The 15816-nt window shown below is 66.3% G+C and carries 17 protein-coding genes; 9 read left to right on the plus strand and 8 right to left on the minus strand.

Features of this window, described 5'->3' with window-relative positions; all coding sequences use genetic code 11:
* Positions 1 to 72 precede the first annotated feature (72 nt).
* Together ACT6UX_RS06090 and ACT6UX_RS06095 are read right to left on the minus strand one after the other, a co-directional pair.
* On the minus strand, positions 73 to 1398 hold the full coding sequence (locus ACT6UX_RS06090) for an ABC transporter substrate-binding protein (protein ID WP_444774250.1): 1326 nt from the start codon (positions 1396 to 1398) through the stop codon (positions 73 to 75).
* A gap of 25 nt (positions 1399 to 1423) precedes the next feature.
* Entirely contained in the window at positions 1424 to 3715 is a 2292-nt protein-coding gene (locus ACT6UX_RS06095; protein WP_444774251.1) for an ATP-dependent helicase, read from the minus strand.
* Positions 3716 to 3862: 147 nt separating this feature from the next.
* On the opposite strand from ACT6UX_RS06095, the gene ACT6UX_RS06100 reads away from it, so the two are divergent.
* From ACT6UX_RS06100 to ACT6UX_RS06125, 6 genes are all read left to right on the plus strand, one after another.
* A complete protein-coding gene (locus ACT6UX_RS06100; protein WP_444774252.1) occupies positions 3863 to 4816 on the plus strand; it encodes a S1C family serine protease in 954 nt (317 codons plus the stop codon).
* Between the two features lie 82 nt (positions 4817 to 4898).
* Positions 4899 to 5855: an MBL fold metallo-hydrolase gene (locus ACT6UX_RS06105; protein ID WP_444774253.1), complete on the plus strand. Its 957-nt coding sequence runs from the start codon at positions 4899 to 4901 to the stop codon at positions 5853 to 5855.
* A gap of 67 nt (positions 5856 to 5922) precedes the next feature.
* On the plus strand, positions 5923 to 7509 hold the full coding sequence (locus ACT6UX_RS06110; RefSeq protein ID WP_444774254.1) for an FAD-dependent oxidoreductase: 1587 nt from the start codon (positions 5923 to 5925) through the stop codon (positions 7507 to 7509).
* A 10-nt stretch (positions 7510 to 7519) separates the two neighbouring features.
* Complete coding sequence (locus ACT6UX_RS06115; protein WP_444774255.1) at positions 7520 to 7738, plus strand: DUF2783 domain-containing protein; 219 nt, start codon at positions 7520 to 7522, stop codon at positions 7736 to 7738.
* Positions 7735 to 8490 carry an SDR family NAD(P)-dependent oxidoreductase gene (locus ACT6UX_RS06120; protein WP_444774256.1) on the plus strand — a complete coding sequence of 252 codons (756 nt, stop codon included), beginning with the start codon at positions 7735 to 7737 and terminating at the stop codon, positions 8488 to 8490. Before ACT6UX_RS06115 ends, ACT6UX_RS06120 begins: the two co-directional genes overlap by 4 nt.
* Complete coding sequence (locus tag ACT6UX_RS06125) at positions 8480 to 8971, plus strand: GNAT family N-acetyltransferase (RefSeq protein WP_444774257.1); 492 nt, start codon at positions 8480 to 8482, stop codon at positions 8969 to 8971. Before ACT6UX_RS06120 ends, ACT6UX_RS06125 begins: the two co-directional genes overlap by 11 nt.
* A 183-nt stretch (positions 8972 to 9154) precedes the next feature.
* Here the strand turns inward: ACT6UX_RS06125 and ACT6UX_RS06130 are convergent, their stop codons facing one another.
* Both ACT6UX_RS06130 and ACT6UX_RS06135 read right to left on the minus strand, forming a co-directional pair.
* Entirely contained in the window at positions 9155 to 9670 is a 516-nt protein-coding gene (locus ACT6UX_RS06130) for a thioesterase family protein (RefSeq protein ID WP_444774258.1), read from the minus strand.
* 8 nt (positions 9671 to 9678) lie between these two features.
* The gene (locus ACT6UX_RS06135) at positions 9679 to 10191 is read right to left on the minus strand and encodes a thioesterase family protein (protein ID WP_444774259.1); all 513 of its coding nucleotides are present in this window, start codon (positions 10189 to 10191) and stop codon (positions 9679 to 9681) included.
* Positions 10192 to 10259: 68 nt separating this feature from the next.
* On the opposite strand from ACT6UX_RS06135, the gene ACT6UX_RS06140 reads away from it, so the two are divergent.
* On the plus strand, positions 10260 to 11003 hold the full coding sequence (locus ACT6UX_RS06140; protein WP_444774260.1) for an SDR family NAD(P)-dependent oxidoreductase: 744 nt from the start codon (positions 10260 to 10262) through the stop codon (positions 11001 to 11003).
* Positions 11004 to 11012: 9 nt separating this feature from the next.
* Here the strand turns inward: ACT6UX_RS06140 and ACT6UX_RS06145 are convergent, their stop codons facing one another.
* Genes ACT6UX_RS06145 through ACT6UX_RS06155 form a run of 3 tightly spaced genes read right to left on the minus strand, consistent with a single transcriptional unit; the run spans position 11013 to position 13144 of the window.
* On the minus strand, positions 11013 to 11726 hold the full coding sequence (locus ACT6UX_RS06145) for an alpha/beta fold hydrolase (protein ID WP_444774261.1): 714 nt from the start codon (positions 11724 to 11726) through the stop codon (positions 11013 to 11015).
* A 2-nt stretch (positions 11727 to 11728) separates the two neighbouring features.
* Positions 11729 to 12559, minus strand: coding sequence for a PhzF family phenazine biosynthesis protein (locus tag ACT6UX_RS06150; protein WP_444774262.1), 831 nt, complete (start codon positions 12557 to 12559; stop codon positions 11729 to 11731).
* Entirely contained in the window at positions 12560 to 13144 is a 585-nt protein-coding gene (locus ACT6UX_RS06155) for an ankyrin repeat domain-containing protein (protein ID WP_444774263.1), read from the minus strand.
* Between the two features lie 31 nt (positions 13145 to 13175).
* On the opposite strand from ACT6UX_RS06155, the gene ACT6UX_RS06160 reads away from it, so the two are divergent.
* Complete coding sequence (locus ACT6UX_RS06160) at positions 13176 to 14198, plus strand: NADP-dependent oxidoreductase (RefSeq protein ID WP_444774264.1); 1023 nt, start codon at positions 13176 to 13178, stop codon at positions 14196 to 14198.
* 3 nt (positions 14199 to 14201) lie between these two features.
* Here ACT6UX_RS06160 and ACT6UX_RS06165 read toward each other — a convergent pair whose 3' ends face one another.
* Entirely contained in the window at positions 14202 to 14786 is a 585-nt protein-coding gene (locus ACT6UX_RS06165; protein WP_444774265.1) for an HdeD family acid-resistance protein, read from the minus strand.
* 106 nt (positions 14787 to 14892) lie between these two features.
* On the opposite strand from ACT6UX_RS06165, the gene ACT6UX_RS06170 reads away from it, so the two are divergent.
* Complete coding sequence (locus tag ACT6UX_RS06170; protein WP_444774266.1) at positions 14893 to 15732, plus strand: NUDIX hydrolase; 840 nt, start codon at positions 14893 to 14895, stop codon at positions 15730 to 15732.
* The last annotated feature ends 84 nt before the right edge of the window (positions 15733 to 15816 follow it).

Raw genomic sequence — 15816 nt, forward strand, 5'->3', positions numbered from 1 at the left:
GCGCAGTGCGTCGATGCAGAAGACGCTGTCATCCTGAGCGCAGCGAAGGACCCTTGAGTCATATCCGACGCACTAGCGCGCCAGCTTCAGCGCCTCGTCGGCCTTGGCCTTGGCGGCGGCGTACTTCTCCTTGGCGAAGGCGGCCCACTGCTGTTCCAGCTCGGCCTGGCGCGAAGACTTTACCTTTCCCCCGGTGAAGGCGGCCTTGATCTCGGGCGAGGCGGCCTGCGCTTCGGTGATCGGCATGGCGGCGATCAGGTCACGGGCTTCCTTGGCCAGCGCGCGGGCCTGGGCATTGTCCTTCTTCTTCAAGGCGGCATCGACCTCGTGCAGCACCTTGGTCACGGCCTTGAGCGGCTCGAGTTGGAAGGTGATGAGCTGGTCGAACAAGGTGTCGACCGCCGCCGTCCGCTTCTCGGACACCTCGGCGTTGAAGGTCAGCAGACCCTGGAGGTTCTTGTCCTTGAACGGGTTGGGATAGCCGGCCGGCGCCTTGGCGTAGGTATCGGGGCGCACCGGCAGGCGGCGGATCGTCGGCTCCAGCAGGACCTCCTGGCCGGTGGGCGACAGAAGGAACTCGATGAAGGCCTCGGCGCCGGCCTTGTTCGGGGCGTTGGCGACGACGCCGACATTGGCCGGGACCAGCGTCGTCACCGACGGGTACACGAACTTCACAGGAAAGCCCGCGCCCTGCGAGGAGAAGGCGAAGAAGTCGATGACGATGCCATAGCCGACCTGACCCGAGTTCACCGCCTCCGGCACGCCGAACGAACGGTCGGTGACGGTGCGCAGGTTGCCGGCGATGTCCTTGGTCGTGCGCCAGCCCTTGTCCCAGCCTTCGCCCTGCAGGATCGTCTCGATCGTGAGATGCGTCGTGCCCGAGCGTGATGGCGCCGAGATCGACACATGGTCGAAGTAGGGCGCCTGCGCGAGGTCCTGCCACTCCTTCGGCGTCGGCAACTTGTTGGCCTTCACGTAGCGCTCGTTCCACATGATGCCGTAGCCCGAGGCCGCGAAGCCGGAATAGAAGCCGTCCTTGTGGTTGACCGGATAAGAGCCGACCTTGTCGGCGATGCCGGTGGCCTTGGGCTTGTAGGGGCTGAGCAGCTTCTTGCCCTTCAGCACCTCGAACGCGTCGGGCGCGGAGGCCCAGAAGAGATCGACCTGGTTGTTGCCCTTGGTCTCCTCGATGAACTTAACGCCGGCATTGGTGTTGCGGTTCTGCACTTCCAGCGTGGCGCCCGGCACGGCCTTCTCGAAGGCCTTCTTGATCGGGTCGGTGACATCCTTGGAGAACGAGGTGACGATCGTTACCTTGCCGGTCTGCGCGAAGCCGGCGCCGGAGGCGAGCACGACGGAAAGGGCGGAGCCGAGGGCAAGGGCGGAGCGGCGGAACATGGTGTTTCTCTCCTGTAGCTTCTGATCAGGCGGCTTCGATGAAACTGTCGAGCACCTTCTTGGGGCCGGCCTTCTCGAATTCGATGTCGAGCTTGTTGCCGTCGACGGCGACGATGAGACCGTAGCCGAACTTCTGGTGGAAGACGCGCTGGCCGATGCTGAGATCGACCCGGTCGCCCTCGGTCGCGCGCCGGTCGTCGATTGTCTCGTCGCGATAGCGGCCGCGGCGGCCGGGAACGCCCAGGCTCTCGTATTCGAAACCGCTGGCCTGATCGCGCAGCCCGCCATGATGGCCGGCGGAGTAGGTGGCGTAGAGGCCGGCATCGCTGCTTTGTGCCAGTTGGGCGGGTGGCAGTTCGCGCAGGAAACGCGACGGGATGGCCGCCTGCCACTGGTTGAACACGCGACGGTTGGCGGCGAAGGAAACATAGCCCCGCTTGCGCGCCCGCGTCAGCCCGACATAGGCCAGCCGCCGTTCTTCCTCGAGACCGGACTGGCCCTTGTCGTCGAGGGCGCGCTGGTTGGGGAACAGGCCTTCCTCCCAGCCCGGCAGGAACACCGTGTCGAACTCAAGCCCCTTGGCAGCGTGCAGGGTCATCACGCTCACCATGTCGGTGTCGTCGCGCGATGCCATGTCGGTGAGCAGGGCCACGTGCTCCATGAATGCCGGCAGCGAATCGAATTCCTGCAGGGCGTTGACGAGCTCTTTCAGGTTCTCGAGCCGGCCTTCCGCCTCGGGCGACCGGTCCAGCCGCAGCATGTCGGTATAGCCGGACTCGTCGAGCATGGTTTCGACCACTTCGACATGACTCATGCCGTCGAGCATGGTGCGCCAGCGCTCGAAGTTCCGGATCAGGTCGCCCAGCGACTTGCGCGGGCGGGCCTTCAGCTCGTCGGTCTCGAGCGCCCGCCGCGTCGCCTCGAACAGCGAGATCTTTTGCGTGCGCTGGATCAGCCGCAGCGTGCGCAGGGCCGATTCGCCCAGGCCGCGGCGCGGCGTGTTGTAGATGCGCTCGAAGGCGAGGTCGTCGTCGTGCTGGATGGTGACTCGGCAATAGGCCAGCGCGTCGCGGATCTCCTGGCGTTCGTAGAAGCGCGGCCCGCCGATCACGCGGTAGGGCAGGCCCATCGTGATGAACCGTTCCTCGAACTCGCGGGTCTGGAAGCCGGCGCGCACCAGGATCGCGATCTGCGCGAGTTTGTGCTTGTCGCGCTGCAGCGCCTCGATCTCCTCACCGATGGTCCGCGCTTCCTCGTCGCCGTCCCAGACGCCGCGCAGCGAGATGCGCTCGCCCTCCTTGGTGTCGGTCCACAGCGTCTTCCCGAGCCGTCCCTCGTTGTGGGAGATCAGGTGCGAGGCGGCGGCCAGGATGTGCGGCGTCGAACGGTAGTTGCGTTCCAGCCGGACGATGGTGGCGCCGGGGAAATCCTTCTCGAAGCGCAGGATGTTGCCCACCTCGGCGCCGCGCCAGCCATAGATCGACTGATCGTCGTCGCCGACGCAGCAGACGTTCTCCGTGCCCTGCGCCAGCAGTCGCAGCCAGAGATACTGGGCGACGTTGGTGTCCTGGTATTCGTCGACGAGGATGTGCCGGAAGCGGTTGTGATAGATCGCCAGGATGTCGGGATGCTTCTGCCAAAGCGTGACGCAATGCATCACCAGGTCGCCGAAATCGACGGCGTTCACCTCGGCGAGACGCTCCTGGTACTGGCGGTAGATGTCGGCGGCCTTGCCGTTGGCGAAGTCGCCGGCTTCGGCACCCGATACCTTGTCGGGCGTCAGCGCGCGATCCTTCCAGCGCTGGATGATCCCTGACAGGATCCGCGCCGGCCATTTCTTGTCGTCGATGCCCTCGGCCTGCAGCAGCTGCTTGATCAGTCGCGTCTGGTCGTCGGTGTCGAGGATGGTGAAATTGCTCTTGAGCCCGATCAGCTCGGCGTGACGGCGCAGCACCCGCACGCCGATCGCGTGGAAGGTCCCCAGCCACATTCCATCCGCCGCGCCGCCGATCAGCTTCGCCACGCGATCCAGCATTTCGCGCGCGGCCTTGTTGGTGAAGGTGACCGCCAGAATCTGCGATGTCCGGGTCTGGCCGGTAAGCAGCAGATGGGCGATCCGGGTGGTGAGCACGCGGGTCTTGCCGGTGCCGGCGCCGGCCAGGACCAGCAAAGGGCCGCCGGCATGGGTGACGGCCTGGCGCTGCTCGTCGTTCAGCCCTTCGAGATGGGCCGTGGGCGCGAGGGCACGCCTCGCCGGGACCGGATCGGCCGGAGCGGGGTCATCGGTGATTTCGAACGGATCGGCGGGGGGCGCCATGCACCGTCATATAGCAATCGCGACGGCGGACGCCTATCTTTGAGACTGTGGACGCGCATGGTGCGCGGCGGAGGTGTGCGGATGGCCCGAGGGTTGAACGGTTCCGCAAACGGGTCGGGCCATTGGCCTCCTCCCGGCGACGAGGGCGTGGTCGCCCGCACCCCCGGCGGCGGCTCTAGCCTGCCGCCTCCGGTCGCGGCGGCGCTGCCCGCTGTGGTCGGCGTCAAGACCACCATTCCGGAGAGCCGTCGCTCGGCCCAGACTTTGGGCACGGAGCGTGAAGGTCACGGCATCCTGGTCGACGACGACGGCTTGGTTCTCACCATCGGCTATCTCATCATGGAAGCCGACACGGTCACGATCACCGACATCGAGGGCAACGAGACGGCCGCCCGCATCGTCGGCTACGATTATGAGAGCGGTTTCGGACTCGTGCGGACGGAGTCTCCGCTCCCGCTGAAGCCGATGCCGTTCGGCGATTCCGATTCCCTCACCCTGCGCGGCGAGGCCTTTGTCGCGGGCCTGGGCGGCGAGAAGGCCGCCCTCAAGGTCAAGGTCGCGGGTCGGCGGGAGTTCGCCGGCTACTGGGAGTACCTGCTCGACAGCGCCATCTTCACGGTTCCGGCCTATCCGCTATGGGGTGGCTCGGCGCTGATCGGCCAGGACGGTGCGCTGCTCGGTGTCGGCTCGCTGCTGGTGCAGGAGGCGCTGGGCCCGGGATCGCCGGCCTTCCCGGGCAACATGTATGTGCCGATCAACCGGTTGAAGCCGATCTTCGAGGAGCTGGTCGCCACCGGACGCCTGTCGACGCCGTCGCGCCCCTGGCTCGGCATCTATACGGTCGAGCATCTGGGCCAGCTCGTGGTCGGCGGCATCTCGGATGGCGGGCCTGCCGACCGCGCCGGCCTGCAACGGGGCGACATCCTGCATGCGCTGAATGGCGAGGTGCTGGACGATGTCGGCGACTTCTATCGCAAGCTCTGGGCGGTCGGACCAGCCGGCTCCGTCGTCAAGCTGCGGATGGAGCGCGACGGCGACGCGTTCGATGTCAGCGTCCGCACCGGCGATCGCTCGACCTATCACAGGTACGGCAGCGAGTGACCCGCCTGTGAATAGCCACGCTTTGACTCCGGCCCCGCGCGCTGCATAGGTTCCCGTTCAAGCGATAACGGGGGAGACATCGATGGCCAAGGCGTTCGCCTCTCAGGCGGATATGACGGACAAGAAGATCACCTTCAGCCGCCTGTCCGAACACGCCTACGCCTTCACCGCGGAGGGTGATCCCAATACCGGCATCGTGATCGGCGACGACGCGGTCATGGTGATCGATGCCCAGGCGACGCCGAAAATGGCGGAGCAGGTGATCGAACGCATCCGCACCGTCACCGACAAGCCGATCAAGTACGTGGTGCTGTCGCACTACCATGCCGTGCGCGTCCTGGGCGCCAGCGGCTATGCGCCAGAGCACATCATCTGCAGCGAAGCCACGCGCGATATGATCGTCGAGCGCGGCGCGCAGGACTACAAGTCCGAGCTGCAGCGCTTCCCGCGCCTGTTCCAGGCGGCCGAGACGATTCCGGGGCTCACCTGGCCCACCATCACCTTCAAGGATCGCATGACCCTGTGGCTGGGCAAGCTGCAGGTCGACATCATCCATGCCGGCCGTGGGCATACCAAGGGCGACACGATCGTCTGGCTGCCCGAGGAACGCACCCTGTTCAGCGGCGATCTCGTCGAATACGGCGCCACGCCCTATTGCGGCGACGCGCACTACAAGGATTGGCCGGAGACCCTGCAGAAGCTGCGCGACCTCAGGGCCGAGGCGCTGGTGCCGGGCCGCGGCGACGCGCTGATCGGCGAGGGGCCGGTCGAGGAAGGCATCGCCGGAACGCAGGCCTTCCTGAGCGATCTCTACAAGGTCGTGGAGAAGAGCGCCGAGGCTGGCGACTCGCTGAAGGCGGCCTACGACAAGGCGATGGCGGCGCTGCAGCCGCGCTACGGCAACTGGGTCATCTTCGAGCATTGCATGCCGTTCGACGTCAGCCGCGCCTACGACGAGGCCAAGGGGCTCGACCATCCGCGCATCTGGACCGCCGAGCGCGACATCGAGATGTGGGCGGCGCTCGAAAAGGCCGAGTGACGATGCCGGCTTTGGAGCGCGCCACTCCAGTGGTGCATCATGAGCGCCACTGGAGTGGCGCGCTCCGATGAGTTCCTACACCTATCGCCGCTACGAGTACCGGAAGCCGGCAGAGCTGGACGGCAAAGGCGGGCGCCGGCCGGTCGTGATCGTGGGGGCCGGCCTGGCCGGTCCGACCCTGGCGCTGGCGCTCGCCCGGCGCGGTGTGCCGTCGGTCGTGCTCGACGAGGACGATACGGTGAGCCTCGGCAGCCGCTCGATCTGCCAGGCCAAGCACAGTCTCGAAACCTGGGACCGGTTCGGCGTCGCCGGCCGCATGGTGGAGAAGGGAATCACCTGGGAGCAGGGCGAGCTCTATCTCCACGACAAGCCGGTCTTCCGCTTCAACCTGCAGCCCGAGCCCGGCCACAAGTTCCCGGCTTTCGTGAACCTGCAGCAATATTACGTCGAGGAGTATCTCTTCGAGCGCTGCCTCGCCGAGCCGCTGATCGAGATGCGGTTCCGCAACAAGGTCGTGGGAGTCACGCCAGGCCCTGACGGCGTCACGGTCGAGATCGAGACGCCGGACGGGCGCTACACGCTCGACGCCGACTGGCTGGTCGCCTGCGACGGCGTGCGCAGCACCGTGCGGCACCTCCTGGACCTGCCCTATCCCGGCGAGGTCTTCCACGACCGGTTCCTGATCTCCGACATCCGCCTCCTGAGCGAGTTGCCCAAGGAACGGCGCTTCTGGTTCTACCCACCGTTCCATCCGACCAACTCCGTCCTGCTGCACCGCCAGGCCGACAACGTGCTGCGGGTCGATTTCCAGCTCGGTCCCGATGCCGATCCGGAGGAGGAGAAGAAGCCGGAGAACATCGACCGGCGCCTGCGCCAGATGTTCGGCCCGGAGGCGCGCTGGGAGCATGAGTGGACCAGCGTCTACACCTTCACTTGCCGCATGATGGAGCGCTTCGTCCACGACCGTGTGGTCTTCGCCGGCGATGCCGCGCATGTCGTTTCGCCCTTCGGCGCGCGCGGCGGCAACGCAGCCATCGCCGATGTCGACAACCTCGCCTGGAAGCTGGCGATGGTCCTGGCGAGGACCGCGCCGGTGTCGCTGCTCGACAGCTATTGCAGCGAGCGGCGTGCCGCGGCGCAGGAAAACATCCTGAACTCGACGCGCAGCACCGACTTCATCACGCCGAAGTTCGCCGCGTCGCGCGTCTTTCGCGATGCCACGCTGTCGCTGGCACGCGACTTTCCCTTCGCCCGGGCGCTGATCAACAGCGGCCGGTTGTCGGTGCCGACGGCGCAGCCGGGCTCGCCGCTCGATACGCCGGACGGCGACGCCGACTGGCTGCGTGGGCCGGGCCCCGGCCGGGCGATGCTCGATGCACCGGTCGGACGGGACGGCAGCGGATGGCTGATCGACCGGCTGGGGCCGGGCTTCACCCTGCTGACCTTCGGCGACACGGATGTGCCGATCGGCGACCTGCCGTCCGGGGTGATCTGCGTCCGCATTGCGGGCGACGGGCTTGCCCGCCAGCGCTACGATGGGCGGCCGGGCACGACTTACCTGGTCCGGCCGGACCGATACGTCGCCGCCCGCTGGCGTCGCTTTGATGCAGCCGCGATTGCTGCGGCGATCAGACGGGCGACTGGAAACGGCTGAGGAGACCGCGATGGCCGACATCACGACCGGCGCGCTGCGCCGCACGTTGAATCTTGCGCGCCCCGACGATGTCTACAACGCGATCGTCGACGCGCATCGGGATCTGAGCGACGAGCAGTGTCGCGCCTTCGACGCGCGGCTGATCCTCCTGCTGGCCAATCATGTGGGCGACGAGGCGGTGCTGCGCGAGGCGCTGAGGGCCGCGCGCGAGACGATGGAGGAAGCATGAAGGACACGCTCAAGGGCCGGCTGGCGCTGGTCACCGGTGCGGGCCGCGGCAACGGCGCCGCCATCGCGCGCGGTCTTGCGGCGGCGGGTGCGCGCGTCATCGTCACCGACATCGACCTCGAGGCGGCACGCGCGATCGCCGACAGCATCGTCAAGGCGGGCGGCGAGGCGCGCGGCCATGCGCTCGACGTCACCGACGAGGAGAGCTGTACCAAGCTGGCACAGGACGTCTCGCTGCTGGTCGGCCCGATCAGCATCCTGGTCAACAATGCCGGCATCTTCCTGCGCGGCGGCCTGACGGAGCCGGACGGCCGGGCGCGCTGGGAGCGCACAATGGAGGTGAACGTCCAGGGACCGTTCAACGTCACCATGGCCTTCATCGAGCAGCTCAAGCACACCAAGGGCAGCATCGTGAACATCGCCTCGATCAACTCCTTCGTCGCGCCCGCCGGCAGCGGTGTTTATCCCGTCTCGAAGGGCGCCCTGGCCCAGTTCACGCGGGCGCTCGCGACCGAGTTGGCGCCCGACGGCGTGCGGGTGAACGCGCTGGCGCCGGGCATCATCGCCACCGCGATGACCGAGGTAACGCGCGCCGACTCGAAGAAGCTGGACGGCTTCCTCGCCCACGTGCCGATGAAGCGCGTCGGGCAGCCGGAGGAACTGGCCGGGCCTGTGGTGTTCCTGTGCTCGGAGGCGGCGAGCTACATCACCGGCGCCATCCTCCCGGTCGATGGAGGCTATCTTGCCGTCTGATCTCGAAAAGCTCGTCGTGCGGGCGGCCACGGTCGCGGACGTCGACACGCTGCATCGTTTCTCGGTCGATCTCGCGACTTTCGAGGACGAGCCCGACGCCGTCCGCTCGACGCCCGAGACCCTGGCGCGCGACGGGTTCGGCGACAACCCGCAATTCGCCGCCCTGATCGGCGAGCGCGGCGCGACGCCGGTGGGCTTCGTCCTCTACACGTTCAATTATTCGGTCTGGACCGCGGCCCGCGGCATCTTCATCGAGGACATCTGGGTCGTGCCCGATGAGCGCCGCGGCGGCGTGGCCCGCGCGCTGATGCAGGGCCTCGCCCGCGAATGCGCCGACAAGGGCTACAAGCGCATCGACCTCAACGTGCTCGACTGGAACCCGGCGCGCGGCTTCTACGAGCGCCTGGGCTATCGCTGGATCCGCAACTGGCTGCCCTATCGCCTGAGCGGCGAGGCGCTGGCGAAGCTTGCGGGCGACTAGCGGGTTGCTGAAATAGGCCTTTGTGAAGCGCCGGTGCGCAACATTGTTGCGGCGACGGTCTGCCCCGACACGTGTACAGGGGTGCGACACTGGTTTCGTTTGTTTCGGATATTTCGTCTATTTCGTTTGTGAACCCGCTTCGGAGGGCCAGGCGAGGCGTGGTCAGGATCGCCTCGCCAACCATCATCGCTTGGCGAGACCCATGACCCGGCCGGCCTTGGCCGGCTTGGGCAGAGGCTTGTGGGTCTCCCAGATCGCGTCGAGGCGCTCTGTCACCGGCACCGGCCACGGTGCGGAGCGGCGCGAGGTGTAGTCGATGTTCATCAGGATCGTCTCGTTGGTCGCCGCCAGATAATCCTGCTCGGCATGATACATCTCGTGGAAAAGATGGACCTTCTTGGCGTCGCGCGCGAGGAGCTGGGTGGTGAAGCGCAGCGGCGCACCTTCCCGGAGCTCGCGATCGTAGGTGACATGGGTTTCCAGCACGAAGGTCATGCCGAGCTTGCCGTCGACGTAGCGGCGGCCCAGCCCCATGTTGCGCATGAACGCGCCTGACGCCTGGTCGAAGGCGGTGACGTAGAAGGCCACGTTCATGTGGCCGTTCCAGTCGACCCATTCGGGAACGACCGTGGAACGGTGGGTGTCGAGCGGGGCGCGGGTGATCAGTTCGGGAAGTTCGTACGGCAGGGACTGAAGCATGGACGCTGTTACTTCTTCTTGATTCCGATGAGGCGGCCGGCCTGGGCCGGGCGGGGGAGGACGGCATGCGCCGCGGCGAGCTTCTCGATACGCTCCATGGCGAAGTCGGGCCACGGCGCCGAGCGGCGGGTCTTGTAGTCGATGTTCATCAGCATGAGTTCGTTGGTGGCGGCGAGATAGCCTTCCGTCGCATGATACATCATGTGGATGTAGTGGATGCGTTTGGCGTCGTGGTCGAGGATCTGCGTGGTGATGCGAAGGGGATCGCCTTCCTTGACCTCGCGGTCGTAAGTCACGTGCGCCTCGAGCACGAAGGTCATACCGATTTCATCGCGCGTATATTCGAAGCCGCAGGCGAATTGCTGGCACAGCGTGTCGGTCGCCTTGTCGAAGGCCACGACGTAGTAGCCCACGTTCATGTGGCCGTTCCAGTCGATCCAGTCGGGCAGCACGGTGGCAGGATGGCGATCGAGCGGCGCCGCGAGGTCGAGATCGATCATGGGGTACGGAGCTAATTTCATGCGATCGACCGTAGCGAAGGGGCCTGAGGCACCGCAAGTTCTGCGCAACAGCGTTGCGAGGAGCGAACATGGCGAAGAAGACGAAGGCGGTGGTGCTGGGCGTGGGCGCCGAGCGCGGCCTGGGCGCGGCGGCGAGCGGCCGCTTTGCGAAAGAAGGCTATCACGTGCTGGTCGCCGGTCGCACCGAACGGAAGATCGACAAGGTGGTGCAGGGAATCCGCGAGGCCGGCGGCTCGGCGACGGCGGTCGTGGTCGACGGCACGAAGGAGGACGAGGTCGTCGCGCTGTTCGACAAGGCGATGGAAGATGATGCGGACGGCGCGCCGGCCGACCTGCTGGTGTTCAACATGGGCAACAACGCCGCCGTCGATTTCCGCGAGATGACGGCGCAGCATTTCGAGGAGTCGTGGCGGGTCGGCTGCTTTGCCGGCTTCCTGTTCGGCCGGGAAGCCATGCGCCGGCTGGCGCCGCTCGGGCGCGGCACCGTGATCTTCACCGGCGCCTCGGGCTCGCTGCGCGGCCGGCCGCGCTTCGCCGCCTTCAACGCGACCAAGGGCGGACTTAGGCTGCTGGTGCAGTCGATGGCGCGCGAGTTCGGTCCTCAGGGCATCCATGTCGCGCATGCCATCATCGACGGCGGCATCGAGGGCGAACGTCTGCTCTCGCGCATGCCCGACCGCGTCGAGAAGGCCGGGCCGGACGGGCTGCTGAACATCGACGCGATTGCCGACAGCTACTGGCATCTCCACCGCCAGCACCGCAGCGCCTGGACCCACGAGATCGACCTGCGCCCGTACAAGGAGCCGTTTTAGCGGCCCCTGCTAACGCGGAATCGCCAGCAACTCGGCGGCCACCAGGTCCGGGGCCGAGAGGATGCAGTTGTGGCCGGCCTCGATGGACCGATAGCGGACATGCGGCATCGCCTGGACCTTCTCGTGCATGCCGGCCGACACGGGATAGCGCGGCTTGGTGCAGGCGACGTAGGTCATCGGGCGGCCGTTGCCGGCGGGATGATGCAGCGTGATCGGCTTGGTGTAGCAGGCGAGCGGATGCGGCGTGAGATGGCTGTGGGTCCAGGCCGCCAGTTCCGGATCGTCGATGATCAGGCTGCCGACCGGCGCGAAGGGCAGCACCTCGGTGCCGTTCACGATCTTTATCAGCTTCTTCCGCTTGGCCACGATCTCGGGCGGGATGCGTCCGAAGATCGACTGGCCGTCGGTCGCGATGCCGCCGTCGATGATGACGAGATGGCCGATCCGGTCGGGAATACGATCGGTGACCATCGTGGCGATCAGGCTGCCGAAACTGTGGCCGACCAGCACGATGTCGCGCAGGTCTTCCTGCTCCAGGGTGGCGATCGTGTCGGCGAGGAACACGTCGTTGTCGAGTTCGGGCGACAGTTCCGCCGCGCGCTCGCCGACGCCGCGAAAGGGCAGCGCGCGGGCGTCATGGCCCGCCGCAGTCAGGCGTTCGATCACGAACTTCCAGGTCCAGGCGCCCATCCAGGCGCCGGGGAGGCAGACATAGGTACGCATCGCTAGGGCCTTGTTGGTTGGGCAATGTTCGCGGACGAAGGAAGATAAACCTCGGCTTTCATGAAGGTCGTCACCTTGCCGGTGATGAGCACCCGGTCGTCCTTCAACTCGCAAAGCAGGCGCCCGCCACGAGCGGATGCCTGGAACGCCGACATCTTGTTCTTGCCGAGCTTGTTTGCCCAGAACGGAACGAGAGTGGCATGGATCGAACCTGTCACCGGATCCTCGGAAATCCCCGCACCGGGAGCGAAGTAGCGCGACACGAAGTCATCGGTGTTGCCTCGCGCCGTGACGACTAGTCCGACGGGTCCCAGCTTTGCGATCCGATGAAGGTCCGGAACAAAGGAGCGGACCGCGGCTTCGTCCGCGAGCTCCACATACAGGTTTTCGAAGTTCCGGAACCGTTGCCCGCGCACATCCGAAAAAAGCGCTTCCACTGCCTCTGGCAGTTCGGCGAGAAATTCGGGGGCAAGGCACGGAATGTCGAGACGATAGCCGTCGGCCAGGGGCAGAACGCGCAGCTCGCCGACGCGCGTGAAAAACACCATCTCGCCGCGCACATCATGCTCGGATGCGAGGATATGGGCCGTCGCAAGAGTCGCGTGACCGCAGAAATCGACCTCGACGGTGGGGGTGAACCACCTCAAGTCCCATCCGGCGCAATGCGGCTGGGCGAACGCCGTTTCCGCCAGATTATTTTCCGCGGCGATGGCCTGCATGAGATCGTCGGATAGAAAACGATCGAGGAGAAGAACGGCCGCCGGATTTCCGCCAAACACTCGATCGGAAAACGCATCCGCCTGATACATCGTCAGAGTGTTCCTGTCGGTCATTCAGCGCCCGCCGGCGGCCTCCAGGATCGAGGCGATCTCGCGCTGGCCGCGCTGTCTTGCGTGACCGAGCGGTGTGACGCCCTGGTTGTCGGGAAGATTGACGTCGGCGCCGTGCGCGAGCAGCAGGCGCGTGATTTCGACATAGGCCGGTCCGCCGTCGCCCAGGATCACCACCTCGAGCAGGGCAGTCCAGCCGAGCCGGTTCACGTGGTTCACGTCGATCGCGGTCTTCAGCAATTCCCGCACCGTCTCGACATGGCCGTGATGGCAGGCCGGGATCAGCGCCGTGCCGCCATAGCGGTTGGTGCTCGCGAGGTCGGCGCCGGCCTGCAGGGTGAGCTTCAGGATTTCGAGGCGTCCCTCGGCGCCGGCCAGCAGGAAGGCGCTGTCGCGCTTCTCGTCCTGGGCGTTGACGCTGGTGCCGGCGGCGATCAATCGGCGCGCCCTCTCGACGTCGTTGCGCTCGGTCGCCTCGATCAGGGCGCGTTCGTCTTCGGTGAGGGTGTGGGCTGTCACGGCGCCACTCCATAGCAGAAGGAGCACGGCCAGGACGAGGCGCAGCGTTTCGCGGGCTTTCATCGGCATGATAGCGTGCCGCAAACCAACGGAGGATTCCATGGCCACCAATCGTCGCGTGCTGCTGAAGTCGCGTCCGCAGGGCGAACCGACGCCCGCCAATTTCGACGTCGTCGACCAGCCGATCCCCGAGCCGAAGGACGGCGAGTATCTGTCGCGCACGATCTGGCTGTCGCTCGATCCTTACATGCGCGGCCGCATGGCGGAGACGAAAGGCTACGCGTCGAACGTCAATCTCGGCGACGCGATGGTCGGTGGCACGGTGGGCCAGGTCGTGAAGTCGAAGAACCCGCGCTTCAAGGAAGGCGACTATGTCGTCGAGTATGCCGGCTGGCAGAGCTACGCCGTGTCGACGGGCGACATGTCGATGAAGCTCGATCCCGATGCCGCGCCGCTCTCGACCGCGCTGTCGGTGCTGGGCATGCCCGGCATGACGGCCTGGTGGGGGCTGATGGAGATCGGCAAGCCCAAGGCGGGCGAGACCGTCGTGGTGTCGGCAGCGTCCGGCGCCGTCGGCTCGGTGGTCGGCCAGCTTGCCAAGCTTCGGGGCTGTCGCGCGGTCGGCATCGCCGGCGGCAAGGAGAAGTGCGACTACGTCGTGAACGAGCTGGGCTTCGATGCCTGCGTCGACTATCGCGCGGCCGGGGGCAACCTGTTCAAGGAGCTGCGGGCCGCGGCGCCCAAGGGCATCGACGTCTATTTCGAGAATGTCGGCGGGGCAGTGCAGGCGGCCGTGGTGCCACAACTCAACGACTTCGCGCGGGTGCCGCTCTGTGGCCTGATCTCGCAATACAACGAGATGCAGATGAACCCCGGTCCCGACTGGCGCCTGCTGCTGATCAAGCGCGCCACCGTGACTGGGTTCATCGTCTCCGATCACTTCGGCCAGATGGCCGACTTCTGGAAGGAAGTGCCGGCCGCAGTGAAGGCCGGCACGATCAAGTATCGCGAGGATATCGTGAAGGGCATCGAGAACGCGCCCGAGGCCTTCATCGGCCTCCTGAAGGGCCGGAACTTCGGCAAGCTGCTGGTGCAGGTGGCCGAGGATCCGACCCGGAAGTAGGCCTCAGGCGGCGGGGCGGTTCTTCAGCGCCAGGCCCATCGTCACCCAGCCCGACCCGATGAAGATCAGGTCGATGCCGAGGAAGATGCCGAGCACGAAGAAGCTGGAGGCCGGCCACTGGGCGATGATCATAGCGCCCAGCAGGAGGGTCACGAGACCGGACACGACGACCCAGCCCCACGGCTTGCCGGCAGACTTCATGCTGAAGGCGAGGAAGATGCGCAGCACGCCGCCGGCCACGAGAGCCGCGCCCAGCATGAGCGTCAGGATGGTGGCCGCGGCGAAGGGGTTGCCGATGGCGATGATGCCGGCGCCGACATAGAGCGCGCCCAGCAGCATCCAGACGATGAACTTGCCCCAGCCCTTGACGCTGAAGGCGGCGAAGATTTCCGCGACGCCGCCCATGATCATCATGATGCCGACGATCATCACGGCCGAGGCGGTTGCGGCGACGGCACTGCCCAGCGCGATGAAGCCGGCGATCAGGAATACGACGCCCAGGGCCACGATCCATCCCCACTTGGCGCGCAGGACCTTGAGGCCCTCTGCGAGATTGGGAGGAAGCTGAGTGTTGGTGGACATTGTCATGGCGATGCTCCTTCAGAGCGGAATGGACAATGTCAGGATACACCCGCGCAATGGCACTGTCGCCGGTTGTATGGGACATTGAAGTGTCACAGGAATGCAGGAAGAGATGACCGAACCCAAGAAAGAGGGCGCCGCGCCGCGGCCCGCCACCACCGTGTTGCTGCTGCGGCCGTCCCAGCCGGGCGACGCCGGATCGCCGCTCGAAGTGTTCATGGTGGTCCGTCATCACCAGATCGATTCGTTCTCCGGTGCACTCGTTTTTCCCGGCGGCAAGCTGGAGGAGGCCGACGGCGCCCCGTCTCTTCGGGCGCGCTGCGGCGGGGCCGACAAGATCGACGATGGCGAGCTCAAGTTCCGGGTCGCCGGCGTGCGCGAGGCCTTCGAGGAATGCGGCGTCCTGCTGGCCCGCAAGCGCGGCCAGCGCGCGCTGATCGGGGCCGCTGACCTCAAGGGCATCGAGGAGCGCTGGCGCGCCAAGCTCGCCAAGGACGAGGCGAGCATTGTCGACATGGTCGAGGCCGAGGATCTCGAGATCGCGACCGAGCTGATGACGCCCTACGCGCACTGGATCACGCCGACCTTCGTGCCGAAGCGCTTCGACACCTGGTTCTTCCTTGCCGAGGCGCCGGAGGATCAGATCGCCCTGCACGACGGGTCGGAATCGACGGACTCTGTCTGGATCGGCCCTCAGGAAGCGATCGAGGAGGCGAAGGCCGGCAAGCGGACGCTGGTCCACGCCACGACGAAGAATCTCGAGCTGCTGGCCGAGGGCAAGACGGTCGCTGGCGCGATCGCGGCGGCTGGGGCGCGCAAGATCGTCACCGTCCAGCCCTGGGTCGAAGAGAAGGACGGCAAGAAGTTCCTGCATATCCCGGAGGGCGCCGGGTACCGTAATCTCATCCGCGAAATGCCGGCTGGCGGCGGAGTTCCGCAGACCGGAAGATAATTCCGCAGAATACGCCACGATTTGGAAAAGCGGCTCGCCCGGCCGGGGCGAGCGCGCTAAGAGCGACGGCATAAACGCTCGTTC

It is taken from the genome of Reyranella sp. (assembly GCF_052439685.1).
GTDB lineage: Bacteria > Pseudomonadota > Alphaproteobacteria > Reyranellales > Reyranellaceae > Reyranella.